Source organism: Phycicoccus sp., assembly GCF_035325325.1.
Taxonomy (GTDB): Bacteria; Actinomycetota; Actinomycetes; order Actinomycetales; family Dermatophilaceae; genus Phycicoccus.
This window is the reverse complement of sequence record NZ_DAOLAC010000011.1, coordinates 1-25,348: the sequence shown is the minus strand read 5'-3', so window position 1 is coordinate 25,348 and position 25,348 is coordinate 1. Positions and strand designations below refer to the sequence as shown.

Here is a 25,348-nt window from a genome sequence, read left to right as displayed (position 1 = left end):
TGACCGCGTGTGTAAACGCTTTTACGTTTGTCCCGGTTCCCCTCACCGTCGAGGCATCCCGCCTCGACGCGACCCAGTGAAATGGAGGCGGGCAATGGCCCTGAACTCGAAGCGCAAGGTGGTGGCGTTCGCGGGCATCGCTGCGATGTCCCTCGTCACCGCTGCGTGCAGCTCCGGTTCGAGCAACGACAACACCGGCGGAGACACCGGCAAGGCCGACACCACCGACTACTCGAAGTGGTGCGACATGAAGTCGGAGCTCACCGGCAAGTCGGTGAGCATCTACACCTCGATCGTCACCCCCGAGGACGCCTCGCACAAGGCGTCCTACAAGGCGTTCGAGGACTGCACCGGCGTCAAGATCAACTACGAGGGCGACAAGGACTTCGAGAAGAACCTCCCGCAGCGCGCCCAGAGCGGCAACCTGCCCGACATCGCCTTCATCCCGCAGCCCGGCCTCCTCCAGACCATGGTCGACACCGGCAAGGCCATCCCGGCCAGCGAGACCGTCGGCAAGGAGGTCGACCAGTACTTCGGCGCCGACTGGCGCAAGTACGGCTCGGTCGACGGCACGCTCTACGCCGCCCCGCTCGGCGCCAACGTCAAGTCCTACGTCTGGTACTCGCCGAAGACCTTCGCCGCCAAGGGCTACACCGTCCCCAAGACCTGGGACGAGCTGATGACCCTCACCGCGAAGATCGCCGCGGACGACCCGAACGCCAAGCCGTGGTGCGCGGGCTTCAACTCCGGTGTCGCCACCGGCTGGCCGGGCACAGACTGGGTCGAGGACGTGCTGCTCCGCACGGCCGGCCCGGACGTCTACGACCAGTGGGTGGCCCACAAGATCCCGTTCAACGACCCCAAGGTCGCGGACGCGCTCGCCAAGGTCGGCGCCATCCTCAAGGACCCGAAGTACACCAACGGTGGCTTCGGCGCGCCGTCGACGATCGCCACGACGACGTTCCAGGACGGCGGCCAGCCGATCCTCAAGAACAAGTGCTACATGCACCGTCAGGCGTCGTTCTACGCCTCGAACTGGCCCGAGGGCACCAAGGTCGCCGAGGACGGCGACGTGTGGGCCTTCTACCTGCCGAGCGTCGACGACACCAGCAAGCCGGTCCTCGGTGGTGGCGAGTTCGTGGCCACCTTCCGTGACGCCCCCGAGGTCAAGGCCTTCGCCGCGTTCCTCGCCTCCCCCGACTGGGCCAACGCCAAGGCGAAGGCGACGACCGGTGGTGGCTGGGTCAGCGCCAACAAGGGCCTCGACCCGAAGAACCTCGTCTCGCCGATCGACCAGCAGTCCGCGGAGATCCTCCAGGACCCCAAGGCCGTCTTCCGGTTCGACGGGTCGGACATGATGCCGAGCGCCGTCGGTGCGGGCACCTTCTGGTCGGAGATGACCAACTGGATCAAGGGCCAGGACGACAAGACCACCCTCGACAACATCGAGAAGTCCTGGCCGACGAGCTGACCGGGACCTGAGCACCAGGACCCTCCAGGGCCGGTGGGCGGGGCGTTGCGACGCCCCGCCCACCGGCAGACCCCAGCACGGGAGGTGCGCATGTTCGCCACGTCAGTTCTCACCGCCACCGCCGGCGGGACCGCGAGCCGGATCGGGACGATGTTCCTCGGCCTCGTCGTCTTCGGCGCGGTCTTCATCGGCATCCTGCTCATCGCGTCGCTCTTCAAGGGCCGCGTCGGCGAGAAGGTGCAGGCCGTCGCGTTCGTCGGCCCCACGGTCTTCTTCATCGCGATCGCGCTGATCTACCCCGCGATCCTCACGGTCCGCCGCGCGTTCTACTCGGGCAAGTTCTTCGACCTCAACTTCGGCACGCCGCGCACCCGCGGCAAGTACGTCGGGTTCGAGAACTTCCAGAAGCTGTGGACGACGCCGGGCCTGCCGGACGTCTTCCGCAACACCGCGTTCTGGGTCGTCCTCGTCCCGCTCCTCGCGACGGGTCTCGGTCTCCTCTACGCGATCCTCATCGACCGGGCCCGCGGCGAGGCCGCCGCCAAGGCCCTGATCTTCCTGCCGATGGCCATCTCGATGGTCGGCGCGACCCTCATCTGGAAGTTCGTCTACTTCTACAACGGCGCGCCGGGTGCCACGCAGACCGGCCTGCTCAACGCCATCATCACCAAGCTCGGCATGGACCCGGTCGACTTCATCGGCAACCCACCGGGCAACACCTTCGCGCTCATCGCGATCATGGTCTGGATCCAGGCCGGCTTCGCGATGACCGTCCTCTCGGCCGCGATCAAGGCGATCCCCGACGACATCATCGAGGCCGCCAAGCTCGACGGCGTCAAGGGCATGCAGATGTTCCGGTTCGTCACCCTGCCGAGCATCCGCTCCTCGGTCATCGTCGTGCTCACGACGATCGCCATCGCCACCCTCAAGGCGTTCGACATCGTGCAGGCCTCCAGCGGAGGCAAGTTCGGCGACTCGATCCTCGCGAACGAGTTCTACAACCGCTCCTTCGTCACGCAGGAGCCCGGGCTGGGTGCGGCGATCGCCATCGTCATCTTCCTGCTCGTCTCGCCGATCATCGTGTTCAACGTCATCCAGCTGCGGAAGGACGCCTGATGAGCACCGCGACTCCCCCTCCGGTCTCCGACCAGGTCGCCGACGAGGCCGCCGACGTCCACACCGACACCCCGAAGGGCCGCCGCCGGCACAAGTCGGCGGCCGGCAACGCCGCCCGCGCCGTCACCTCGCCGTGGGCCTCCGCCGTCGCCATCATCATGGCGATCGCGTGGACCACGCCGACCTTCGGCCTCCTCGTCACCTCCTTCCGCAACCAGAAGGACATCCAGGAGACCGGCTGGTGGCAGGCCCTCGGGAGCAGCTTCACGCTCGACAACTACTCCCAGGTGCTCTCCGGAGCGCAGGGACAGCCCCCGCTCACCGACTTCATCGTCAACAGCTTCGTCATCGCGATCCCGTCGGTGTTCCTGCCCCTCCTGCTCGCCTCGCTGGCGGCGTACGCGTTCGCGTGGATCGACTTCCCGTTCCGCAACGCGCTGTTCGTCGCCGTGTTCGCGCTGCAGATCGTCCCCCTCCAGATCGCCCTGCTGCCGCTCGTCACGATGTACCAGCAGATCGGGATCGGCGGCACGTACTGGTCGCTCTGGTTGTCGCACAGCGCCTTCGCGCTGCCGTTGGCGGTCTTCCTCCTCCACAACTTCATGAAGGAGATCCCGCCGTCGCTGCTCGAGGCGGCCCGGGTCGACGGTGCGGGCCACGTCCGCATCTTCTTCCAGGTCCTCCTCCCGCTGATCACCCCGGCGCTGGCCTCGTTCGGCATCTTCCAGTTCCTCTGGGTCTGGAACGACCTGCTCGTGGCCATCACCATGCTGGGCGGCAACGCCGGCGAGGGCAGCAACGCCCCGCTGACGATGGTGCTCAACAACATCAGCGGCACCCTCGGCAACCGGTGGTACCTGATGTCCGCGGCGGCGTTCGTCTCGATCGCCTTCCCGGTCATCGTGTTCCTCAGCCTGCAGCGGTACTTCGTCCGCGGGCTGCTCGCCGGCGGCACGAAGGGCTGAGCGGACCGGCCGAGGGGAAGGTCGTCGCCATCAGCACGATCACGGATGTCGCGCGGGCGGCCGGGGTGTCGGTCGCCACGGTCTCCCGCGCGCTCCGGGGCCTGGACCGGGTCTCCCCCGAGACCCGGCAGCGGGTCCTCGAGGTCGCCGAGGAGCTGCACTACGTCGCGTCGCCGACGGCGACGTCGCTGGCGTCCGGACGGACCCGCGTCGTCGCCGTCGTCGCGCCGTTCCTCACCCGGTGGTTCTTCGCGACGCTCGTCAGCGCCATCGAGAAGGAGCTGCGCTCCCAGGGCCACCACGCGATCCTCTTCGACCTCGAGGACGACAGCTACGACCAGCGGCTGCCGCTGACCCAGAACATGCTGTGGAAGCGGGTCGACGGCGTCATCACGCTCAACGTGCCGATGGAGGCCGACGAGGTCGAGCTGGTCGACCGGCTCGGCCTGCCGCTGGTCTCCATCGGCTCGGCCGTCCCCGGCCGGGCCTGCGTGCGTATCGACGACCGGGCGACGATGCGCACCGCCGTCGAGCACCTCATCTCGCTCGGCCACGAGCGGATCGGCTACATCGGCGACGTGCCCCGCAACGTCGCCCACGTGCAGACCCCCCAGGACCGCCTCACGGCGTTCCGCGAGACCATGGCCGCTGCCGGCCTCCCGGTCGTCGAGGACTGGATCCTCGGCTCGGACTGGACCGCCGAGGCCGCGGCCCGTGACAGTGCCGTCCTCCTCTCGCGGGCCGAGCGCCCGACCGCGATCGTCGCCGCGTCGGACGAGATGGCGATCGGGGTGCGCGAGAGCGCCCGCCGGCTCGGCGTCCGGGTGCCGGAGGACCTCTCGGTCATCGGCATCGACGACTACGTCCTCTCCGGCGTCCTCGGGCTCACCACCGTGCGCCAGGACGTCGCCGCCCAGGGCCGCGAGGCCGCCTCCCTCCTCCTGCGGGCCCTGGCCGGCGGGGCCTCGGTCGAGGACCAGGTCGTGCTGCCCACCGAGCTCGTCGTCCGCGACTCGACCGGCCCGGCGCCCGTCAGTTGACGGTCTCGTCCCCGGAGAGCTCGTCGGGGTCGCGCAGGTAGGTGCGCTTGCCACGGAGAGCGCGGTTGGCCGACCACGTGAGGGCCCAGAGCACGACGCCGAGCGCGAGGAGCCAGCCCGCGATCTCGTACTGCACGACGTCGCGGCCCGTGACCGGCAGGGTGAAGAAGAAGCAGACGAGCGCGCCGACCACCGGCAGGGCCGTCGGGGTGACGAAGTGGTCGCGGTCGATGGGGTCGCGCCGCAGGACGAGCACGGCGACGTTGACGACGGTGAACACCCCGAGCAGGAGCAGCGCCGTCGTGCCGCCGAGCGCGGCCACCGCGCTGCCGTCGTTCGTCGTGACGAGGGTGATGAGCCCGAGGGCGATGACGGTCGTGAAGACGATGGCCACCCACGGGGTGCGCCGGCCGCTGTGCACCCGCCCGAGCACCGGCGGCAGCACCTCCTGCCTGGCCATGCCGTAGATGAGGCGGCTGGCCATGAGCATGTTGATCAGGGCCGAGTTCGCGACGGCGAACATCGCGATGAACGGCATGACCGAGTCGATCGGCAGCCCGGGCGCCCCGACCGAGACCACCTTGGTCAGCGGCGTGTCGCCCTCGCCGAGCTCGCCGACGGGGACCAGGGCCACGGCGAAGACCGCGACGAGCGCATAGATGACGCCGGTGATGCCGATGCCGGTGATCATCATCCGGGGGAAGGTGCGCACCGGGTCGTGGGTCTCCTCGGCCATGTTGACGGCGTCCTCGAACCCGACCATCGCGAAGAAGGCCAGCGCGGTGGCGGCGGTCACCGCGAGGAAGACGTTGCGCTCCCTCGAGGTGTCGAAGACGACGACCCGGGAGAAGTCGGCCTTGCCGCCGGTCGCGGCGTAGACCCCGACGAGGATGACGAGGAGCAGCCCGGAGAGCTCGACGCAGGTGAGGACGACGTTGGCCCGCACGCTCTCGCCGACCCCGCGGACGTTGACCGCGGCGACGAGCAGCATGAAGGCGACCGCGATGCCGAGGACGAGGCCGGTGCTCTCGGAGTCGAGGCCGAAGCCGTCGACGAGGTTGGCCGCGAACGCCTTGCTCGCCGTCGACGCGGAGGTGATGCCCGAGGACATCACGGTGAAGGCGACGAGGAAGGTGACGAAGTGGATGCCGAACGCCTTGTGCGTGTAGAGCGCCGCTCCGGCGGCCCGCGGGTACTTCGTCACGAGCTCGAGGTAGGAGAACGCGGTGACCATCGCGATGGCGAACGCGACGAGGAACGGGGCCCAGGCGGCACCACCGACCTCGCCGGCCACCTGCCCGGTCAGCGCGTAGACGCCGGTGCCGAGGATGTCCCCGACGATGAAGAGCAGGAGCAGCTTCGGCCCGATGGCCCGCTTGAGCTCGGTCGACTCCTCCCCCGCGACCTCCGGCCGCTCGACCTCGGTGCTCATCGGTGCTCCCCTCGGCGGGACGCCCCCGGCGGCGGCGTCGGTCGCACCACTGTGACCCACCGGCCGACCGCCGGCAACAGGGACGGAGCGGGGGTCAGGCGTCGATGCGCTCGCGGTCGAGGGCACCCGCGCTGTCGATGATGAAGTCCTTGCGCGGGCCGACCTCGCCGCCCATGAGCAGCTCGAAGACCCGCCCGGCGGCCTCGATGTCGCCGAGGGTGACCTTGCGCAGCGTGCGGTGCGCGGGGTCCATCGTCGTCTCGGCCAGCTGGTCGGCGTCCATCTCGCCGAGGCCCTTGTAGCGCTGGATCGGCTTGGTCCTGCGGCCGCGCTTGGCGAGCGTGGCCATCGTCCGGCGCATCTCGGCCTCGGAGTAGGTGTAGATCACCTCGTTCGCCTTGCTGCCGGGGTTGACGACCTCGATGCGGTGCAGCGGCGGCACCGCGGCGTAGACCCGGCCGGCCTCGACGAGGGGGCGCATGTAGCGGAAGAAGAGGGTGAGCAGCAGGGTGCGGATGTGGGCGCCGTCGACGTCGGCGTCGGTCATGATGATGACCTTGCCGTAGCGGGCCGACTCGAGGTCGAAGGTGCGCCCGGAGCCGGCGCCGATGACCTGGATGATCGAGGCGCACTCGGCGTTGCCGAGCATGTCGGTGACCGACGCCTTCTGGACGTTGAGGATCTTGCCCCGGATCGGCAGCAGGGCCTGGTGGTCGCTGCTGCGAGCGAGCTTCGCGGTGCCGAGCGCACTGTCGCCCTCGACGATGAACAGCTCGGTGTGCTCGGGGTCGCTGCTGCGGCAGTCGGCGAGCTTGGCCGGCAGGCTCGAGGACTCGAGGGCGCTCTTGCGGCGCTGGGTCTCCTTGTGCAGCCGCGCGCTGATGCGTGACTTCATCTCGGCGACGACCTTCTCGAGGAGGCTCGCCGCCTGCTGCTTGACCGGCCGCCTGGTCGAGGTGAGCAGCCCGGTGAGCTCGGTCTCGACGACCTTGGCGACGATGGCCCGGACCGCGGCCGTGCCGAGGACCTCCTTGGTCTGCCCCTCGAACTGCGGCTCGGCGAGGCGCACGGTGACGACGGCGGTCAGCCCGGCGAGGGCGTCGTCCTTCTCGAGCTTGTCGCTGCCGGCCTTGAGCCGGCGGGCGTTGGTCTCGACCTGCTTGCGCAGCACCTTGAGCAGGGCCTGCTCGAAGCCCGCCAGGTGGGTGCCGCCCTTGGGGGTGGCGATGATGTTGACGAAGGAGCGGACCGTCGTGTCGTAGCCGGTGCCCCAGCGCACCGCGACGTCGACGGCGCACTCGCGCTCGACCTCGGTGGGGGTCATGTGGCCCTTGGCGTCGAGGACCGGCACGGTCTCGGTGAAGGTGCCGGTGCCCTGGAGCCGCCAGACGTCGGTGACCGGGGCTTCGGTGGCGAGGTAGTCGCAGAACTCGGAGATGCCGCCGTCGTGGAGGAAGACCTCCTCGACCGGCTCCTCGCCGCGCTCGTCGCGCACGACGATGGTGAGACCGGGGACGAGGAAGGAGGTCTGGCGCGCCCGCCCGAGCAGGCCCTCGAGGTCGAAGGTGGCGTCCTTGAGGAAGATCTGCCGGTCGGCCCAGTAGCGCACACGGGTGCCGGTGACCCCCCGCTTCGCCTTCCCGACGACCTCGAGGTCGCTCGTGCGGGTGTACGGGGTGAACTCGTGCTCGGGGTCCTTGCGGCCGTGGGCACCGGCGACGTCGGAGAAGACCCCGGGCTCGCCGCGCCGGAAGCTCATCGCGTAGGTCTTGCCGCCGCGGTCGACCTCGACGTCGAGGCGCGAGGACAGGGCGTTGACGACCGACGCGCCGACGCCGTGCAGGCCGCCGGAGGCGGTGTACGAGCCGCCGCCGAACTTGCCGCCCGCGTGCAGGCGCGTGTAGACGAGCTCGACGCCGGTGAGGCCGGTGCGCGGCTCGATGTCGACGGGGACGCCGCGGCCGTTGTCGCCGACCTCGACCGAGCCGTCGGCGTGCAAGACCACCTCGACCCGGTCACAGTGGCCGCCGAGGGCCTCGTCGACGGAGTTGTCGATGATCTCCCAGAGGCAGTGCATGAGGCCGCGGGAGTCGGTGGAGCCGATGTACATGCCGGGACGCTTGCGCACCGCCTCGAGGCCCTCGAGGACCTGGAGGTGGTGGGCGGTGTACTCGGACGCGGACTTGCTCGTCGCGGCCTTCTTCGCGGTGGTCGTCGGCACGTCAGGCAGGGTAACCGGCGGCCCCGACGGGCCCGGAGAGGCGCACCGTCCGGGGGGTCCGTCGCTCGACCGAAAGGTCACGATCTCGACACCGGCCGGCCCATTGGTGGCCCCCTGCGCCGTGGGAAGGATCCGGCGTGCTTGACTGTTGCACGAGGCGCCGATCCGTCCGGGTCGACGTCACGAACCACCAGCACCACCCCATGGACGAGCCGAGGAGGCCGACGTGAACGCCGCACTGGCACCCACCCTGACCCCCGCGGACCGTTGCGACCGCTGCGGAGCGCAGGCGTACGTCCGCGCCCGCCTCCACGCCGGCGGAGAGCTCCTCTTCTGCGCCCACCACGGCCGTGAGCACGTGCCGGCCCTCGTCGACAAGGCCGACATCATCGACGAGAGCGAGCGGCTCACCGAGCCGCAGGTCGTCGTCACCGAGGACTGACGAACGCCTCCGCGGTGAGCTCCACGCAGGACGACATCTGGCTCGTCCTGCCCCCGCTGCTCATGGTGCTCGGGCTGGTCGGGATCGTCGTCCCGGCCCTGCCCGGCACCCTGCTCGTCGTCGCCGGCATCGCGGTGTGGGCGGTGACGACGCACACGGTGACGGCGTGGGTGCTGCTCGCGCTCGCCGTCGTCGTCGCGGTCGCCGGCCGGGTGCTGCAGTACCTGGTCCCCGGGCGGCGGATGAAGGAGCGCGGGGTCCGCACCTCGACCCTCCTGCTCGCGCTACTGCTCGCGGTCGTGGGCTTCTTCGTCGTCCCGGTCATCGGGGCGCTGCTCGGCTTCGTGCTCGGCATCTGGCTCGTCGAGACCGGCCGGGGCGCCTCGCGCCGGGAGGCGTGGGCGCGCACCCGGCACGCGGTCGTCGCGGTGGCCCAGAGCATGGGCATCGAGCTCGCGGCGGCGCTCGTCGTCGTGGGGCTCTACGTCCTCGGGCTGCTGCTCACCTGAGCCGTCGTCGGAGGTCGCGGCTCACCAGTTGTTCTCGCGGCGCTCCCAGCGCTCGTCGAGGCGGTCCATGAGCGAGCTCTTGCGCTTGCCCTTGCCGCCCTTGGGCTGCTGGACGGTGCCGCCCTCGCCGACGACGCCGAGGCGGCGGGACTTGCGCGGCGGGGTGACGGCGAAGGCGACCGAGGCGACCATGAGGGCGAAGCCGACGGCGCCGACCCACATCGTCGTGCTGATGCCGACGAGGACCAGTCCCAGACCGGCGAGGAGCCCGAGGACACCGACGACCCACCGTCGTCGCTGGAGCGACCCCAGCCCGCCGCCCTTCATCTGCGACGCGAACTTCGGGTCCTCGGCGGCGAGCGCCTGCTCCATCTGCTCGAGCATCTTCTGCTCGTGGTCTGAGAGGGGCACAGATCCTCCCGTGGTCGGCCCGAGGTGCCCGGGGGCACCCCTCGTACTGCTCTGAGACCTCAGGATATGTCGCGAGCCCGCCCCACGGAAGCCGATGGACGAGGTTGGACGAGACTGGCCGGCCGGACCACCCCCGAACCGAACCGCGCGCGGGCCCGGTCGACCGCGCGGTCGGCGTCCCGCCAGCCGTGCTCCGGCTCGCCGAGGACCCCCTGGAGCGGCGCCTGGGTGGCCGGGACGAGCCCGGAGAGCCGCACCCCGACGAGCCGGATGCGGGCCCGCTGCAGCCCGAGGGCGTCGAAGAGGGAGACGGCGGTGGCGTGGACGGTGCGCCCGCTGTCGGTCGGCTCGCGGAGGGTGCGCGCCCGGGTGGTCGTCGTGAAGTCGCTGAACCTCACCTTGAGGGTGACGGTGCGCCCGGTCATCCCGGCGGCCCGGCTGCGGCCCGCGGTGCGCTCGGCGAGGGCGAGCAGGTGGCGGCGGATGACGACGGCGTCGTCGAGGTCGGCCTCGAAGGTCTCGTCGCTGCCGATGCTCTTCTCGCGCTGCTCGCGCTCGACCGGCCGGGGGTCGCGCCCCCACGAGAGCTCGTGGAGGTGGCGGCCGGTCGCCGGGCCGAGGGCCCGCTCGAGGGTGGCCAGCGGGGTGTGGGCGATGTCGGCGACCGTGTGCAGGCCGAGCCGGAGGAGGGCCTCCTCGGTGCGGTCGCCGACCCCCCAGAGCGCCGCGACGGGCAGCTGCTGGACGAACGGGACGACCTCGTCGCGGGGCACGACGACCATGCCGTCGGGCTTGGCCAGGCCGGAGGCGAGCTTGGCGACGAACTTGCTCGAGGCCACCCCGACCGAGCAGGTGATGCCCTGCTCGTCGTGGACGGTGTCGCGGATCATCCGGCCGATGGCCGCCGGGCTGCCGAGCCGCCGGACCGCGCCCGAGACGTCGAGGAAGGCCTCGTCGAGCGAGAGCGGCTCGAGGTGCGGGGTGACCGAGCGGAAGGTCTCCATCACCCCGGCCGAGATCGTCGCGTAGAGGTCGTGGTCGGGGCGCAGCACGGTGGCCTGCGGGCAGAGCCGGCGGGCGCGGGACATCGGCATCGCGCTGGCCACCCCGAACCGGCGGGCCTCGTAGGTGGCCGAGAGGACGACGCCGCGGGTGCCGCCGCCGATGATCACCGGGGTGCCGACGAGCTCGGGGTGCGCGAGGAGGCTCGCGGACGCGTAGAAGGCGTCCATGTCGACGTGGAGGACGGTGCAGCCGGTGTCGTCCGGCGGGGCGTCGGCGACCCGTTCGGGCAGCGCGAACCGGCGCCGGCTCACCGGGCGCTCCCCCGGTGCCCGCGCATTCCCGCCGCCGCCCCGCCCACGACGCGGGCTACGGCGCGGGCTACGGCGCAGTACGTGTCGTGATCGCAGCACGTACTGCGCCGTAGCCCGCGTCCTGGGTGGTCACGGAGGTCGGGCGAGACGGTGACGGCGGCGGTGACGGCGGTGGCGGCGGGGGTGGCGGTGACGGCGGTGGCGGCGGCGGTGACGGCGGTGGTGGCCGCCTCAGCTGCGGGTGGCGAGGACGTGCAGGGCGCTGCCGAGGCTGCCGAGGAGCGGGTGGTCGGTGTCGGCCGCCGCGGCCTCCTCGAGGGCGTCGAGGGCGGCGCGGTCGGCCTCGGAGTCGAGCAGCGCGGAGGGGACGAGGTCGGCGAAGACCCGCACCCCCTGGACGCGCACCGGGGTGAGCCCGTGCGCCGCGACGAGCGTGACGACGGCGGCCTCGTCGAACCGGCGTGGTGCGGGGTCGTCCTCGCCCCACCGGCCGTCCGGGCGCTCGAGGACGGCCCGGGCCCGCTCGAGCCGGCCGGCGAGGGCGTTGCCGAGCACCGCGTGCAGCCGCTGGGCGACGACGAGGCTGAGCGTGCCACCGGGCGCGAGCAGCGCGGCGGCGGACCCGACGGCGGCCGCGGGGTCGTCGACGAGCTCGAGGGTGCCGTGGAGGCAGACGAGGTCGAAGGGGGCATCGGCGCCGACGAGGGAGCCGACGGTGTCGGCGTCGCCCTGGAGCGCCCGGACGTGGTCCTCGACGCCGCGTTCGGCGGCCCGGCGACGCAGCGAGAAGAGCGCGTCGGGGCTGGGGTCGACGACGGTGAGCTCGTGGCCGGCGACGGCGAGCGGGACGGCCGTGCCGCCGGTGCCGCCGCCGAGGTCGAGGACCCGCAACGGCCGGCCGAGCGCGGTCCGCTGCTGCTCGGTGTGGGCGTCGAGGACGCGCTGGACCGCCGTCGTCCGCGGGCCGCTGGGGCCGGGGCGCCGGCCGCGGTCGTCGGGCACGGGAGGTCTCCTCGGGGGCGGGGTGCTGGTGCGGTGCCCACCCTAGTGTCCCGAGCTGCCGGGGCTCGCGTGCCACAGCTTGCGCGAGGGCAGCGCCGGGGCGGAGGCCGCCGCGGGCACGACCCCTCCCGGGGGCGTCTCCGGGACCGGGCGCGGCAGGCCCCCCGGGTGGTCGAGGACCGGAGCCCCCCGTCCGGCCCGCGGGTCGGCGCCCGGTGGGCGGGTGTCGGCGTACGGCGACTGCCGGAACCCCGAGGCGTGGACGAGGACCCGTCGCCCGGTGCGCGCGTCGGCCTCGCGGGCCGCGTGCTCGGCGGCCTCGGCCCGGGCGACGGCCTCGGCCTCCCCCGCCGCGACCGCCGCGTGCACCGCCTCGAGCCCGCCGAGCTGCCAGGCGTCCCAGAGCGCCGCGAGCTCCCAGGCACCGGTGGCCCGGATCGAGACACCGCGGTCGCCGGTGCGCCGCAGCACGCCGCGCACGAGGAGCATCCAGGAGTGGAAGACGACTCCGGCGTAGGGGCCCTGGACGTCCTCGAAGAAGGTGCAGTCGGAGGGGCCGGTGCCGTCGTCGAGGGTGAGGAAGACCACCCGGCGCCCGGAGCGCACCGGCGGGGTCTGGGTCGCGACCTTGACCCCGGCGACCCACACCTCGGAGCGGCTGCGGGCCGCGAGCAGGTCGCGGCTGCGGGTGACCCCGAGCGCGGTGAGCAGCGGCTCGTAGAAGGTGACGACGTGGTTCGAGACGTCGAGGCCGAGGACGTCGAGCTCGGCGCGCACCCGCTCCGGGCCGGTCATCTCGGGCAGGCCGGTGCCGGCGACGAGCCGCGGGCGGTCGCCGAGGTCGAGGGTGAGCTGGGTCGGCTGCTCGGCGGCGGGCACGACCTCGCGGGCCGCCTGCGACTGCGCGGCGGCCCGGACCCGGACGTCGACGCCCGCGGGTTCGACCTCACGGGCCGCCGACGCCGGCAGGGCACGGCGGCGGGTGCTCCCGCGCGAGCCGCCCCGGGTGCCGCCGCGGCCCCCACCCCGCTCCCAGCGGTCGAGCTCGGCGACGTGGAGGAGCAGGTCGCGACGGGTGACCCGGCCGCGCCGGCCGAGGCCGCCGCCGGTGGCGGTGCCGTGGAGGGAGTCGAAGGCGCCGGCGAGGACGAGCCGCTCGACGACCGGCCGGCTGACCCGGGCGCGGGTCCAGAAGTCGCCGAGGTCGGAGTACGGCTGGCCGGCGACGACCCGGGCGACCTCGGCTTCGCTGATGCCCTTGACGTCGGCGAGCGAGAGCCGGATGCCGTACGGCTGCGGGTCCTGCTTCCACCCCGGTCCACCGGTCGAACGACGAGGACGTGCCGTCTCCTCCCCCGGGCCGGCGGCATGTTCTCGTCGTTCGTCGGGGTGGTCGGCGAGCGGCTCGAGCACCGGCTCGATGCGGTAGGTGTCGCCGGAGGCGTTGACGTCGAGGCCGAGCACCGGGATGCCGAAGGAGCGGGCGTCGTCGAGGAGCAGCCGCTTCGGGTACATCCCCGGGTCGTGGGTGAGGATGCCGGAGAGGAAGGCCGCCGGGTGGTGGGCCTTGAGCCACGCCGAGTGGTAGGTCGGCAGCGCGAACGCCGCGGCGTGCGCCTTGCAGAACCCGAAGGACGCGAAGGACTTCAGCACCTCCCAGATGCGGTCGCGGTCCTCGGCGGCGTAGCCCCGGGCCTGCGCCGCCGGGCGCCACCACGCCTCGACCTCCTCCTGGCCGCGCGGGGTGCCCATCGACCGGCGCACCTCGTCGGCCTGGGCGAGGCTGACCCCGGTGGTCTCGGCGACGATGAGCAGCACCTGCTCGTGGAAGACGACGACGCCCTCGGTCTCCTCGAGCGCCGGGACGAGGCTCGGGTGGAGGAAGCGCCGCTCGCGCCAGCCGTGCCGGGACTCGAGGAACGGCGTGATCATGTCGGACTTGACCGGCCCGGGCCGGAAGAGCGAGATGTCGACGATCAGGTCGTCGAAGGCGGTCGGGCCGAGCTTGCCGACGAGCTCGCGCTGGCCGGGGCTCTCGATCTGGAACATCCCGAGGGTGCGGGTGGTGCGGATGAGCTCGAAGGTGTCGGGGTCGTCGAGCGGCACCTGCGCCTCGTCGTCGAGGTCGATGTGCTCGCCGCTCACCCGCTCGACCTCGGCGACCGCGTGCGCCATCGAGGACTGCATCCGGATGCCGAGGACGTCGAGCTTGAGGAAGCCGAGGGTCTCGACGTCGTCCTTGTCGAACTGGCTCATCGGGAAGCCGAGCCAGGAGGCCTCGACCGGCGTGCGGTCGAGCATCCCGGCGTTGGACAGGACGACGCCGCACGGGTGCAGCGCGATGTGGCGGGGCAGGCCGTCGAGGGCCTCGACGAGGTCGAAGAACTGGGCCATCCGCGGGGAGTCCAGGCCGCGGCTGCGCAGCTCGGGGAGGTCGGCGATGGCGTGCCGGGCGTCGCGGGCCCGGATGTGCGGGAACGCCTTCGCGATCTCGTCGACCTCGAGCGGGGGCATCCCGAGCGCCGCACCGACGTCGCGGACCGCGTGCCGGACCTTGTAGGTGTCCATCATCGAGACGCACGTGACGCGCTCGCCGCCGAACCGCTCGAGGACCGCCTCGTAGATCTCGGTGCGGCGCGCGGACTCGACGTCGACGTCGATGTCGGGGAGCTCGGCGCGCAGCGGGGAGCAGAACCGCTCCATGAGGAGGCGGTGGCGGATCGGGTCGACGCCGCTGATGCCGAGCAGGTGGTTGACGAGGCTGCCGGCGCCCGAGCCGCGGGCGGCCACCCGGACGCCGCGCTCGCGGATGAGGTCGGTGACCTCGGCGACGGTGAGGAAGTACGTGGGGTAGCCGAGCGAGCGGATGACGGTGAGCTCGGCGTCGAGCCGGTCGTGGACGACCTCGAGGTGCACCGCGGACGCCCCGGGGTAACGCCGCGCGACCCCGGCCCGGCAGCGCTGGGTGAGGACGTCCATCGGGTCGGTGCCGGGGGCGATGCCGAGGACCTCGGGCTCGGGCAGGTGGACCGCGCCGATGCCGAGGTCGTCGCGGGCGTGCTGGACGCACTCGGTGGCCAGCCGGGCGGTCATCGCGAGGAGCCGCTCGGCGCGGGCGGTGTCGCCGCCGGCGACGGTGAGCGCCCGGGCGTGCATGTCGGCGGTCGGGGCGAGGTGGCCGGCGTCGGTGACGCGGTCGAGGTGGCGGGAGTCGAGGACGACGAGCCGGCGCGCGGCGTCGAGGACGTCGACGGTGCGCACCTGCCCGGGCTCGGCGTGCCGGGCGGCGGCGGTGAGGACGGCCGGGACGCCCGCGGCGTCGGCGAGGGCGAGGAGGCGGGCGGCGTGGCTGCGGCAGCCGGGGGTGCCCTCGGGACCGCCGTGGAGGACGACCTCGAGGACGAGCGCGTCGCGCGGGAGCAGCGCCCGCCACCGGGCGAGGAGGTCGCGGGCCCGCTCGCGCTGCCCGGCGAGGACGGCCCGCCCGACGTCGGAGTCGGGACCGAGGAGGACGGCGAGGCGCGCCGGGGCCGCGGTGTCGTCGCCGCCGGGCGCGGACCAGCGGGCGAGGAGGGCGGGCGTCGTCACGGGGACCCCGCGCTCGCCGCGCAGGTGGGTCTCGGTGACGAGCCGGCAGAGCGCCGCCCAGCCGGCGCCGGCGGCCACTCCCCCGGCGCCGCCCCTGGCGAGGACGGTGACCCGGGGCCGGCGCGGGTCGACGACGGCGCCGCCGCGCACCGGGGTGCGGGTGCGGGCGGCCCGCGGGACGGGCAGCAGCTCCTCGACGGCGAGGTCGACCCCGAGGAGCGGGTCGATGCCGGCCGCGCCGCACGCCTGCGCGAACCGGACCGCGCCGTAGAGGCCGTCGCGGTCGGTGAGCGCGAGCGCGCCCTGGCCGAGGTCGGTGGCACGGGCGACGAGGTCCTCGGGCATCGAGGCGCCGTAGCGCATCGAGAAGCCCGAGGCGACGTGGAGGTGGGCGAAGCCGTCGGCGGCGGACACGGCCGGCCTCAGGCGGAGCGGACGGGGGCCAGCCGTCGGGCACCGTGGGCGACGGGGACGCCGAGGCGCGCCGCGACGAGGTCGACGAAGGTCTCGGCCTCGCGCAGCAGGTCGTCGGCCTCGCGGGCGCCGACCCGCACCAACCCGGTCTCGACCCCGACCCGCTGCCCGGTGACGGCGGCGAACCGCTCGGCCCACTCGGCGAGCTCGGGGGCGGTGCGGGCGAGGAGCACCCAGACGTCGTGCGGGCCGGCCCCGGGCGTGGCCGGGACGGGACGGGCCGCGAGCAGCGCCGCCGCGGCCCGCAGCGCGGCGAGCGAGGCCTCGAGGTAGCGCTCGCCCGCCCGGCCGGCCGCGTACCCGGAGGCGAGGGCCTCGTGGGAGCGCTCGAGGAGGTCGAGGGTGGTCGCGGCGTGGGGCATCGGGTCTGGTCCCTCTCAGTCGTGGGCCCGCAGGAGGAGCCAGTGGTCGTCGTCGCGGCCGAGGTCGAAGACCCCGACCGGGCCGGCCGGCGGACGGGCCTCGACCCGCCACACCCGCCGTTCGGTGTCGCCGGGCGCGGCGTCCTCGCCGACCCCGCGCCACCAGGCCCGCCGCTCCTGCCAGGCGTCGAGCACCGCGCACACGGTGTAGCGGCGCCCGCGCCAGACGAAGGAGCGCGGGACGTCCTGCGTCCCCACCGCCCCGTCGGGGGCCGCCCCGGCGGGAGCCACCCCGGCGGGAGCCACCCCCGCGGGAGCCACCCCCGCGGGAGCCGCCGCCCGGACCCGGACCGGCTCGTCGTGCCGACGTACCATGGGGACCTCCCGCGGGCAGCACCGAGCGCCCGGTGGGCAGGCCGCCCGCCGGCCGACCCCGGTGGTGGAGTGATCGAACGCGTGTTCGATCACTCCACCACTGTACCCCCCGGTCCCGACGTCCCGTCAAGCGGTTCGGCGAGCCGCGGGCACCCGGTGCGCCGGGTCACTACGCTCCGGTCATGACGCCCGAGCCCGTCGGCGTGGCCCCCGAGGACCCCGCCCCGCAGCGCGACCTCACCGCGCACCGCCGCGTCGCCACGGTGCTCGAGACCCTCGCCCTCCACCACGTCCGCCCCGAGCTGCGCCAGCTGCCCGGCGCGGTGCGCACCGCGCAGGCCGCCGCCGACGCGCTCGGGGTCACCCCGGCCGAGATCGCGAACAGCCTCGTCTTCGCCGCGACGCACCCCGACGGCACCGTCGAGCCGCTGCTCGTCCTCGCCTCGGGGGGCCACCGGGTCGACACCGCCAAGGTCGCGAGCCTGCTCGAGGTGGCCTCGCTCGACCGGGCCGACCCCGACTTCGTCCGCGAGCACACCGGGATGGCGATCGGCGGTGTCGCCCCGGTCGGCCACCCCCGGCACCTGCGCACCGTCGTCGACGTGACGCTCGGCCGTTACGACCGCGTCTGGGCGGCGGCCGGGCACAGCCACGCCGTCTTCGCGACGACCTACGACGAGCTGATCCGGATCACCGGCGGCCAGCCGATGGACGTCGCCTGACCCCTCGGGATCGTGAGGTGCCGACCGGGTCGCGACGGACCGACGACACGAAGGGCACGCAGGTCGCTCTCCCGTGCGCGTCCGACCGGCCGACGTCCCCGTTCCGTGTCGTCGGCCGGTCGTCGCGACCGCCCGCCTCCCGGCCGGACGAGGGGCCGCAGCTCAGAGGCCGAGTGCCTCGTGCACCTCGAGCGTCGCCGTCGAGCGGTTCATCGTGATGAAGTGCAGCCCCGGCGCGCCCTCGTCGAGCATCCGCCGGCCGAGCTCGACGGCGATCTGCACCCCGACGGCCCGCACTGCGGCCGGGTCGTCCTTGACCGCCTCGAGCCGCGCGACCACCTGCGGCGGCAGCGGCGTGCCCATCAGCTCGGACATCCGCTGGATCTGCCGGACGTTGGTCACCGGCATCAGCCCGGGCGTCACCGGCAGGTCGCGCCGGGCGGCGACCCGGTCGCGCAGCCGCAGGTAGGTGTCGGCGTCGAAGACCATCTGGGTGATCGCGAACTGCGCCCCCGCGTCGGCCTTGCGCACGAGCACCTCGACGTCGTGGTCGAGGTCGGGGCTGTCCGGGTGCACGTCGGGGAAGGCCGCGACCCCGACGGTGAAGTCGCCGAGCCCGCGGACCAGCCGGACGAGGTGCTCGGCGTGGTCGAGGCCGTCCGGGTGCGGGGTCCAGGTGCCGCCGACGTCCCCCGGCGGGTCTCCGCGCAGGGCGAGCACGTTGCGGACCCCGGACGCGGCGTAGTTCCCCACGACGCGACGCAGGTCGGCGACCGACTGCCCGACGCAGGTCAGGTGCGCCAAGGGCGTCAGCGAGGTCTCGTCGGCGATGCGGCCGGTGACCCGGACGGTGCGGTCCTGGCTCGTGCCGCCGGCGCCGTAGGTGACCGACACGAACGCCGGCCGGACCCGCTCGAGGCGCCGGACGGCGTCCCACAGCTGGGTCTCGGCGGCGTCGTCCTTCGGGGGGAAGAACTCGAAGCTCACGGCCGGCCGGTCCTCGCGCAGGCGTGCCGGGATGGACGCCACGAGGTGCTCCGGGCGCCCTCCTCCGCCGTAGTGGGCCATGGCGGCGAGGGTACGCGAGGCCCGACACCGTAGGCTCGGGGCGCCGGTATCCGACCGACCGCCGGCCCCCGCCGACCAGCCAGGAGCCCTCGCGTGACCAGCGTGCTCGACACCGCCGACCTGCGGCGGCGGGTCCAGCGCGTCCTCGACGACGAGCTGGCCACCCAGGCCGGGGTGCTCGCCGAGCTCGGCCCGGACGTCGAGGACCTCCTCCACGCCGTCGGTGACCTGCTGCGCGGGGGCAAGCGGCTGCGGGCGGCCTTCCTCTACTGGGGAGCCCGGGCCGCCGGGCTCCCCGACTCCGACCCGCTCGTCCGGCTCGCCTCGGCGATGGAGCTGTTCCAGGCCGCGGCCCTCATCCACGACGACGTGATGGACGACTCGGACACCCGGCGCGGCCGTCCGGCGGCGCACCGAGCGCTCGCGACCCGGCACGTCGACCGCGGCTGGTCCGGCGACGACGCCCGCTTCGGCCTCGCCGGGGCCGTCCTCGCCGGCAACCTCTGCCTCACCTGGACCGACGAGCTCTACGCCACCTGCGGCCTCCCCGCCCCCGACCTCGCCCGGGGCCGTCCCGTCTTCGACCGGATGCGCACCCAGCTGATGGCCGGCCAGTTCCTCGACGTCGTCGAGTCGGTGCGGCCCTGGGACGGCCTGCCCGACGACGAGCGGGTCGCCCGCGCCGGCCGCGTCATCCGGTACAAGAGCGCCAAGTACACGGTCGAGCACCCGCTCCTCATCGGCGCGACGGTCGGCGGGCTGGACCCCGCCGGCCTCGAGGCCCTCTCGCGCTACGGCCTCGACGTCGGCCAGGCGTTCCAGCTGCGCGACGACCTGCTCGGGGTCTTCGGCGACCCCGACGAGACGGGCAAGCCGGCCGGCGACGACCTGCGCGAGGGCAAGCGCACCGTGCTCCTCGCCCGCGCCCTCGCGGGCGTCGGCTCCGGCGAGCGCGAGCGGGTGGAGCACCTCGTCGGCCGCTCCGACCTCGGCCACGCCGACGTCGACGAGCTGCGCGGCATCATCACCGGGTCGGGGGCGGTCGGGCTTCTCGAGGACGAGATCGCCCGGCTCGCCGACTCCGCCCGCGCCGCGCTCGCCGCGGCCCCGGCCCTCGAGCCGGAGGCCCGCCGGGTGCTGCTCGAGCTCGTCGCGACGGCGACCGCCCGCACGGCCTGAGCCCGCGGGCCCCGGGAGGCTAGAAGGCCTCCTCCATGGCGCGCCGGCGCACCTCGGTCTTGAAGCCGGCGCGGATGGCGTCGAGCGGGCTGCCCTCCACCGGGAGCGTGGTGTCCGGGGTGTGCAGCCAGCGGATGATCTCGACGTCGTCCATCCCGCCGTCGGCGAGGACGGTGAAGGTGCCCTTGAGGGCCGGCAGCGGCCCGTCGTCGTCGACGAAGCCGGCGGGCACGGAGACCGCGCGGTTGGGGCCCCGGCGGAGGGCCAGCAGCTGACGGCCCGCGGGGAGGGTCCGCACGGCGGACAGCCGCAGGCCGAGCCGCTCCGCGAGGTCGGGGACGGTCAGCCAGGCCGGGACGACGGTCTCGAGGTCGGCGACGGGGTCGGTCGGGGTCTCGCTCACGGCGCCAGCGTGCCACAGCGGTGGCCCGTCGGGTCCTCGGCCCCGGGCGTCCGGCCTCGGTTTCACCACACACATCACTGGTCACTCCGGTACCGTGGGCCCCAGTTATCACACAGGCCCCACGACGCACTGCAGCACCACACCCGACGAACAGGACCCCGTGACATGGTCGCCGCCGCTCCCCCGCCCGCCGCACCGCCCGTCGAGCACGTCCACACCGCCGCGCCGGTGGCCGGGCGCGTCGCCCCGCACGGATGGTCGACGTACGTCGTGCACGACGGGGACACGCTCGACGGCATCGCCCGCCGGTTCGGGACGACGGTCGGGGTGCTCGCGAGCCACAACGGGCTGCGCCACCCCGGGCTGATCCACGCCGGCGACCGCGTCGCCGTCCCGCGCACCGCCCCCGCCCGCACGGCGCCCGACGTGGCCCGCACCGTGCACGTCGTCCGGGCCGGCGAGACGATGAGCCACATCGCGGCCCACTACCGCGTCTCCCTCGCCGGGCTGCTCAAGGCCAACCGTCTCTCCGCCGCCAGCATCATCCACCCGGGCGACCGGGTCGTCGTCCGCGGCGGCGCGGTCGCGTCGTCCGCCACGAAGGCGAGCGCCCGGAAGGCCACGACGCCGGCGACGAAGACCTACACGGTCCGCCCCGGCGACACGCTGAGCGGCATCGCCGCCCGGTTCGACGTCACCGTCGCCGACCTCGCGCGCGCGAGCCGGGTCTCCCCCGGGTCGCTGCTCCAGGTCGGCCAGCGGCTGCGGGTCCCCGTCTCGGCCGCCCACGCCGTGTCCGACACCTTCAACGGGGTGCGGTACCCGGCGGCCGTCGTCGCCGCCGCGCGCCGCAACCACGACCTCCTCGCCAAGCGGTCGGTGCCGAGCCGGTCCGAGACCCGCCGGCTCGTCGCCGAGACCGCCCGCCGGCACGGGGTCGACCCGCGCCTCGCCCTCGCGGTCGCGTACAACGAGTCGGGATGGAACCAGCGGATGGTCTCGCCGGCGAACGCGGTCGGCGTCATGCAGGTCATCCCCTCCGGCGGCGACTGGGCCTCGAGCCTCGTCGGCCGGCGCCTCGACCTGCTCGACACCCGGGACAACATCACGGCCGGCGTCGTCATGCTCCGCGCCCTGGGCCGGGCCTCCTCGAGCACCGAGCAGGCCGTCGCGGGGTACTACCAGGGCCTGGCGTCGGTGCAGCAGCACGGGATGTACGCCGACACCAAGGCCTACGTGCGCACCATCCTCCAGCTGCGCCGCACCATGTGACGCGTGGGCGGCGAGACGGGGGACAGGTCGTGACTACGTACACTCCTACGGTGTCATCCACCGGCGACGCGCTCATCGGGCGCACCCTCGACGGCCGCTACCGCGTGCTGTCGCGGATCGCCGAGGGCGGGATGGCCACGGTCTACCTCGCCGTCGACGAGCGGCTCGAGCGCGAGGTCGCGCTCAAGGTGATGCGGCCGCACCTCGTCCACGACGAGACCTTCGTCAGCCGCTTCCGGCGCGAGGCGCGCTCGGCGGCGGCGCTCTCCCACCCCAACGTCGTCGCCGTCTACGACCAGGGCGAGGACGACGGGCAGGTCTTCCTCGCGATGGAGCTCGTCCCCGGCGTCACCCTCCGTGACGTCCTCAACGAGGAGGGCAGCCTGTCGCCGCGAGCCGCGCTCGACCTCGTCGAGCCGGTGCTCATGGCCCTCGCGGAGGCGCACCACAAGGGCCTCATCCACCGCGACGTCAAGCCCGAGAACGTCATCATCAACGACAACGGCACGGTCAAGGTGGCCGACTTCGGCCTGGCCCGCGCCGTCTCGAGCCAGACGATGACGAGCTCGTCCGGCGTGCTGCTGGGCACCGTGGCCTACCTCTCCCCCGAGCAGGTCGAGCGCGGCATCGCCGACGCCCGTTCCGACGTCTACGCCACCGGGCTCGTCCTCTTCGAGATGCTCACCGGGACCAAGGCGTTCACCGGAGAGACCCCGATCCACGTCGCGTACCAGCACGTCCACGGTGGGGTGCCGGCGCCGTCCTCCCGGGTGGAGGGCCTGCCGCCGGCCCTCGACGACCTCGTCGCCGTGGCGACCGCCCGCGACCCCGACGAGCGCCCCGCCGACGCCGCCGAGCTGCTCCAACTGGTCCGGCGCACCCGGGCCAGCCTCACCCCGGCCGTCCTCGACGCCCGCCCGGCCGGGGTCGCCGCGGCCGCGGCGGTGAGCACCCCGACCGCCACGGCGGCCCTGCCCGTGCGCGGTCGCACCGCGCTCGCCACCGGCGACTCCGCGCGCACGACGGCCATCGCGCTCGAGCCGCGCCCGCTCGAGGGCGTCGTCCTCGACGACGGGCGGCGGCGCCGCTCGTGGTGGCCGGCCGCCCTCGTGGCCGCCCTCCTCGCCGCCGCCACCGGGTGGTTCTTCCTCCTCGGCCCGGGCGCCACGACCACCGTGCCGTCGGTCCTCGACCGGCCGCAGGCCCAGGCCGTGGCCGCCCTGCGCGACGCCCACCTGGACCCCACGGTGGCCCAGGCGTTCTCGGAGACGGTCGCCGCCGGCACGGTCGTGCAGGTCGACCCGGGGGTCGGGGCGTCGGTGCGCCGCGGTTCCGAGGTGATCGTCACGGTGTCCAAGGGACCGGAGCGCTACGCCGTGCCCGACCTCGCCGGCTCGAGCACGGCCGAGGCCAGGCGACAGCTCGCGTTGACCAACCTCACCCTCGGCAAGGTCACCCAGGCCTACTCCGACACCGTCCCGGACGGCCAGGTCGTCTCGAGCACGCCGAAGGCCGGGACCCAGCTCAAGCGAGGCGCGGCGGTCGCCCTCGTCGTCTCCCGGGGACGCCAGCCGATCAAGGTCCCGGACTTCACCGGCAAGAAGGCGAGCGAGGCCCAGCAGGCGCTCGCCAAGCTCGGCCTCACCGTCGACGCCACGCAGCAGGAGAACAGCGACACCGTCGCCAAGGGTGACGTCATCAGCCAGTCCCCGCGCGACGGGACGCTGTTCAAGGGCGACAAGGTCACCCTCGTGGTCTCCAAGGGGCCGGTGATGGTCGACGTGCCGGACGTCATCGGCAAGCAGGTCGACGACGCCCGCCGCATCCTCGAGGCCGCCGGCTTCAAGGTGGTGGTCGAGAAGGCCCTCGGCGGCATCTTCGGCACCGTCCGGTTCCAGGACCCGGACCGGGGGCAGGCGCCCAAGGGCAGCACGGTCACCGTCACGATCGTCTGACCGCCGGTGCCCGACTCCCCCCGCCTCGCCCGCGTGGCGACGCTCCTCCTGCTCTTCGTCACGGCCGTCTGGGGCTCGACCTTCTTCCTCATCCGCGACCTCGTCGTGTCAGTGCCGCCGGCCGACTTCCTCGCCGTCCGCTTCGCCATCGCGGCCCTCGTCATGGGCGCCGTCTTCCGCCGGCAGACCCTGGCGCTCTCCCGCCGCGACGTACGCCTCGGCGTCGGGCTCGGGGTGCTCTACGGGCTCGCGCAGGTCCTCCAGACGGTCGGGCTGCAGCACACGGACGCGTCGGTCAGCGGGTTCGTCACCGGCACCTACGTCGTCCTCACGCCGGTGCTCGGCGCACTCCTGCTGCGCGACCGGGTCGACGGCGTCACCTGGGTCGCGGTGCTGCTCACGACGGCCGGGCTGGCGGTCCTGTCGCTGCGTGGCCTCGCGGTCGGCTACGGCGAGGGTGTCACGCTCGCCTCGGCGGTCCTCTACGCCGGGCACATCATCGTCCTCGGCCGCTGGTCCACACCGCGGGCGGCCGTCGGGCTCGCCACCGTCCAGGCCGCGGTCATCGCCGTCGTCGCCGCCGTCGCGGCCGTGCCCGGCGGGCTCACCCTCCCCTCCGGGGGTGGGCAGTGGGCCTCGGTGCTCTACATGGCCCTCGTCGCGGGCGCCGCCGCCCTGTGGGCGCAGACCTGGGCGCAGGCGCACCTCACCGCGACCCGGGCGGCCATCGTCATGGCGATGGAGCCGGTGTTCGCGGCGTTCTTCGCGGTCCTGCTCGGCGGTGAGTCGGCGACCGCGCGGCTGCTCCTCGGTGGTGGCCTCGTCGTCGCGTCGATGTACCTCGTCGAGCTGCGCGGGATGCTCTCGCGCCGCCGGCTCCGAGGTGCGACGGCGGCCGAGGACCCGCCGGTCGAGGCCCTCCACCACGACGTCTGAGGCCCGACACGGAGTCGAGGTCTCGCGACATGCGGACGTGCGGGTCCGCCGGTCGGCATGTCGCGCGACCTCGAAACCCTTGCGACGCATCCGTCTACAATCGCCGCATGGACGACGAGGCGGACGCCCTGGACGACGGTCCGGACCAGTGGAGCCCGGAGGCCAGGCAGGTCTTGCTGGCCCGCGCCGACGAGGTGCGAACCGCCGTCAACCACTACGTCGAGGCGCTTTCGACGCTTGAGGGACGCCAGGCCGAGCTCCCGGACCTGGTCGACATCTCGGATCGGCTGCGCTCCGTGGCGGCCGCGTTCGACGACGCCGCGTTCGACCTCACCGGTATCTCCCCGTTGGGCGTCGACGCCTGGGACGACGAGGAGGACGAGGTCGAGGACGAGCCGGACGACGCCAGCGGGCCGGTCCTCACGGTCGTCGGGCGCTGGGACTACCGCGTCACCGACCCGGACGCGCTCATGGAGTCCGGTCGCCGCGGCTACCTGGCGCACTGGAGCGACGACACCGACGAGGACGCCGCCTTCCGCGTGCAGGACGTCGTGAGCGCCGCCAGTGAGATCATTCACGGCGACGCGGTCCACCGGCTCGACGAGACCCCCGGCCTCGAGCAGGTCCGCTTCGTGACGACTCTTTTCACCCACGACGGTGAAGACGACGAGACCTTCGACGACGACCCGTTCGCCATCGCGCGTGCGCCCCAGGAGAACTGACCGGCGTCGTCCCGGTCAGAGCTGGAAGAGGCGAACGATGATCGCGTAGCAGCGGGCGACCGACTCCGGATCGTGCAGGTCGCCCGGGGTCTCGGTGACGAGCCGGGCCCGCTCGCGGAGGGCCGCTCCCGGGTCCGGTGACACGAGGTCGAGGCACAGCCCGGTGCCCACAGCGCTCGCGTCGTGCTCGTCGAGATCGTCGAGTACCAGGCCGTCGTGGAGCAGGGTCGCGGCCTCGGCGAACACCTCACGGGCCATCTCCCGGTCGACCTCGGGACGCGCGTCAGCGACCCACTCGGCGGTCGCGAGGAGCTGGTCGTAGGGAGGATGGGTCGGCACGGGTCGCACGAGGCGAGGCTGGCACCCC

At 73.6% G+C, this 25,348-nt stretch carries 23 protein-coding genes; 12 read left to right on the top strand and 11 right to left on the bottom strand.

Annotation, left to right across the window (positions count from 1 at the left end):
• Nucleotides 1-94 precede the first annotated feature (94 nt).
• The 4 genes from PKA89_RS08830 (at nt 95) to PKA89_RS08815 (ending at nt 4,592) form a co-directional block, all read left to right on the top strand.
• Nucleotides 95-1,471: an ABC transporter substrate-binding protein gene (locus PKA89_RS08830; protein ID WP_324418652.1), complete on the top strand. Its 1,377-nt coding sequence runs from the start codon at nt 95-97 to the stop codon at nt 1,469-1,471.
• A 90-nt stretch (nt 1,472-1,561) separates the two neighbouring features.
• Complete coding sequence (locus PKA89_RS08825) at nt 1,562-2,587, top strand: sugar ABC transporter permease (RefSeq protein ID WP_324418650.1); 1,026 nt, start codon at nt 1,562-1,564, stop codon at nt 2,585-2,587.
• Nucleotides 2,587-3,552, top strand: coding sequence for a carbohydrate ABC transporter permease (locus tag PKA89_RS08820; RefSeq protein ID WP_324418648.1), 966 nt, complete (start codon nt 2,587-2,589; stop codon nt 3,550-3,552). The genes PKA89_RS08825 and PKA89_RS08820 overlap by 1 nt, the downstream gene beginning before the upstream one ends.
• Nucleotides 3,549-4,592: a LacI family DNA-binding transcriptional regulator gene (locus PKA89_RS08815; RefSeq protein WP_324418790.1), complete on the top strand. Its 1,044-nt coding sequence runs from the start codon at nt 3,549-3,551 to the stop codon at nt 4,590-4,592. The genes PKA89_RS08820 and PKA89_RS08815 overlap by 4 nt, the downstream gene beginning before the upstream one ends.
• Here PKA89_RS08815 and PKA89_RS08810 read toward each other — a convergent pair.
• Together PKA89_RS08810 and PKA89_RS08805 are read right to left on the bottom strand one after the other, a co-directional pair.
• A complete protein-coding gene (locus PKA89_RS08810) occupies nt 4,585-6,024 on the bottom strand; it encodes an APC family permease (RefSeq protein ID WP_324418646.1) in 1,440 nt (479 codons plus the stop codon). The two genes, PKA89_RS08815 and PKA89_RS08810, sit on opposite strands and share 8 nt — an antisense overlap.
• A 94-nt stretch (nt 6,025-6,118) precedes the next feature.
• Nucleotides 6,119-8,245 (bottom strand): DNA topoisomerase IV subunit B, encoded by a 2,127-nt coding sequence (locus PKA89_RS08805; RefSeq protein ID WP_324418644.1) that lies wholly within the window; start codon nt 8,243-8,245, stop codon nt 6,119-6,121.
• 226 nt (nt 8,246-8,471) lie between these two features.
• Between PKA89_RS08805 and PKA89_RS08800 the strand changes: the two genes are divergently transcribed.
• Entirely contained in the window at nt 8,472-8,687 is a 216-nt protein-coding gene (locus PKA89_RS08800; RefSeq protein ID WP_324418642.1) for a hypothetical protein, read from the top strand.
• Between the two features lie 14 nt (nt 8,688-8,701).
• Entirely contained in the window at nt 8,702-9,196 is a 495-nt protein-coding gene (locus PKA89_RS08795) for a DUF456 domain-containing protein (RefSeq protein ID WP_324418640.1), read from the top strand.
• 21 nt (nt 9,197-9,217) lie between these two features.
• Here PKA89_RS08795 and PKA89_RS08790 read toward each other — a convergent pair whose 3' ends face one another.
• The 6 genes from PKA89_RS08790 to PKA89_RS08765 all read right to left on the bottom strand — a co-directional run bounded on the left by PKA89_RS08790 (nt 9,218) and on the right by PKA89_RS08765 (nt 16,724).
• Nucleotides 9,218-9,607: a DUF3040 domain-containing protein gene (locus PKA89_RS08790; RefSeq protein ID WP_324418638.1), complete on the bottom strand. Its 390-nt coding sequence runs from the start codon at nt 9,605-9,607 to the stop codon at nt 9,218-9,220.
• Between the two features lie 59 nt (nt 9,608-9,666).
• The gene (dinB, locus tag PKA89_RS08785) at nt 9,667-10,923 is read right to left on the bottom strand and encodes a DNA polymerase IV (protein ID WP_324418636.1); all 1,257 of its coding nucleotides are present in this window, start codon (nt 10,921-10,923) and stop codon (nt 9,667-9,669) included.
• Nucleotides 10,924-11,154: 231 nt separating this feature from the next.
• Nucleotides 11,155-11,925, bottom strand: a complete 771-nt coding sequence (locus tag PKA89_RS08780) for a methyltransferase domain-containing protein (RefSeq protein ID WP_324418634.1) — start codon at nt 11,923-11,925, stop codon at nt 11,155-11,157.
• Between the two features lie 42 nt (nt 11,926-11,967).
• The gene (dnaE, locus tag PKA89_RS08775; protein WP_324418632.1) at nt 11,968-15,927 is read right to left on the bottom strand and encodes a DNA polymerase III subunit alpha; all 3,960 of its coding nucleotides are present in this window, start codon (nt 15,925-15,927) and stop codon (nt 11,968-11,970) included.
• Nucleotides 15,928-15,935: 8 nt separating this feature from the next.
• Complete coding sequence (locus PKA89_RS08770) at nt 15,936-16,349, bottom strand: SAV_6107 family HEPN domain-containing protein (RefSeq protein WP_324418630.1); 414 nt, start codon at nt 16,347-16,349, stop codon at nt 15,936-15,938.
• Between the two features lie 15 nt (nt 16,350-16,364).
• The gene (locus PKA89_RS08765) at nt 16,365-16,724 is read right to left on the bottom strand and encodes a DUF6504 family protein (protein ID WP_324418628.1); all 360 of its coding nucleotides are present in this window, start codon (nt 16,722-16,724) and stop codon (nt 16,365-16,367) included.
• 182 nt (nt 16,725-16,906) lie between these two features.
• On the opposite strand from PKA89_RS08765, the gene PKA89_RS08760 reads away from it, so the two are divergent.
• Nucleotides 16,907-17,446: a YbaK/EbsC family protein gene (locus tag PKA89_RS08760; RefSeq protein ID WP_324418626.1), complete on the top strand. Its 540-nt coding sequence runs from the start codon at nt 16,907-16,909 to the stop codon at nt 17,444-17,446.
• Between the two features lie 162 nt (nt 17,447-17,608).
• On the opposite strand, the gene metF is transcribed toward PKA89_RS08760, so the two are convergent.
• On the bottom strand, nt 17,609-18,514 hold the full coding sequence (metF, locus tag PKA89_RS08755) for a methylenetetrahydrofolate reductase [NAD(P)H] (RefSeq protein ID WP_324418623.1): 906 nt from the start codon (nt 18,512-18,514) through the stop codon (nt 17,609-17,611).
• 93 nt (nt 18,515-18,607) lie between these two features.
• Between metF and PKA89_RS08750 the strand changes: the two genes are divergently transcribed.
• On the top strand, nt 18,608-19,693 hold the full coding sequence (locus PKA89_RS08750) for a polyprenyl synthetase family protein (protein WP_324418621.1): 1,086 nt from the start codon (nt 18,608-18,610) through the stop codon (nt 19,691-19,693).
• 19 nt (nt 19,694-19,712) lie between these two features.
• On the opposite strand, the gene PKA89_RS08745 is transcribed toward PKA89_RS08750, so the two are convergent.
• The gene (locus PKA89_RS08745) at nt 19,713-20,096 is read right to left on the bottom strand and encodes an Rv2175c family DNA-binding protein (protein WP_324418619.1); all 384 of its coding nucleotides are present in this window, start codon (nt 20,094-20,096) and stop codon (nt 19,713-19,715) included.
• Between the two features lie 165 nt (nt 20,097-20,261).
• Between PKA89_RS08745 and PKA89_RS08740 the strand changes: the two genes are divergently transcribed.
• The 4 genes from PKA89_RS08740 to PKA89_RS08725 all read left to right on the top strand — a co-directional run bounded on the left by PKA89_RS08740 (nt 20,262) and on the right by PKA89_RS08725 (nt 24,981).
• The gene (locus PKA89_RS08740; RefSeq protein WP_324418616.1) at nt 20,262-21,368 is read left to right on the top strand and encodes a LysM peptidoglycan-binding domain-containing protein; all 1,107 of its coding nucleotides are present in this window, start codon (nt 20,262-20,264) and stop codon (nt 21,366-21,368) included.
• Nucleotides 21,369-21,418: 50 nt separating this feature from the next.
• Complete coding sequence (gene pknB / locus PKA89_RS08735) at nt 21,419-23,323, top strand: Stk1 family PASTA domain-containing Ser/Thr kinase (protein WP_324418614.1); 1,905 nt, start codon at nt 21,419-21,421, stop codon at nt 23,321-23,323.
• Between the two features lie 6 nt (nt 23,324-23,329).
• A complete protein-coding gene (locus PKA89_RS08730; protein ID WP_324418612.1) occupies nt 23,330-24,259 on the top strand; it encodes a DMT family transporter in 930 nt (309 codons plus the stop codon).
• 107 nt (nt 24,260-24,366) lie between these two features.
• Nucleotides 24,367-24,981 (top strand): hypothetical protein, encoded by a 615-nt coding sequence (locus PKA89_RS08725; protein WP_324418610.1) that lies wholly within the window; start codon nt 24,367-24,369, stop codon nt 24,979-24,981.
• A gap of 15 nt (nt 24,982-24,996) precedes the next feature.
• Here PKA89_RS08725 and PKA89_RS08720 read toward each other — a convergent pair.
• A partial coding sequence (locus PKA89_RS08720; protein ID WP_324418608.1) for a hypothetical protein occupies nt 24,997-25,348 on the bottom strand: 352 nt, incomplete at its 5' end.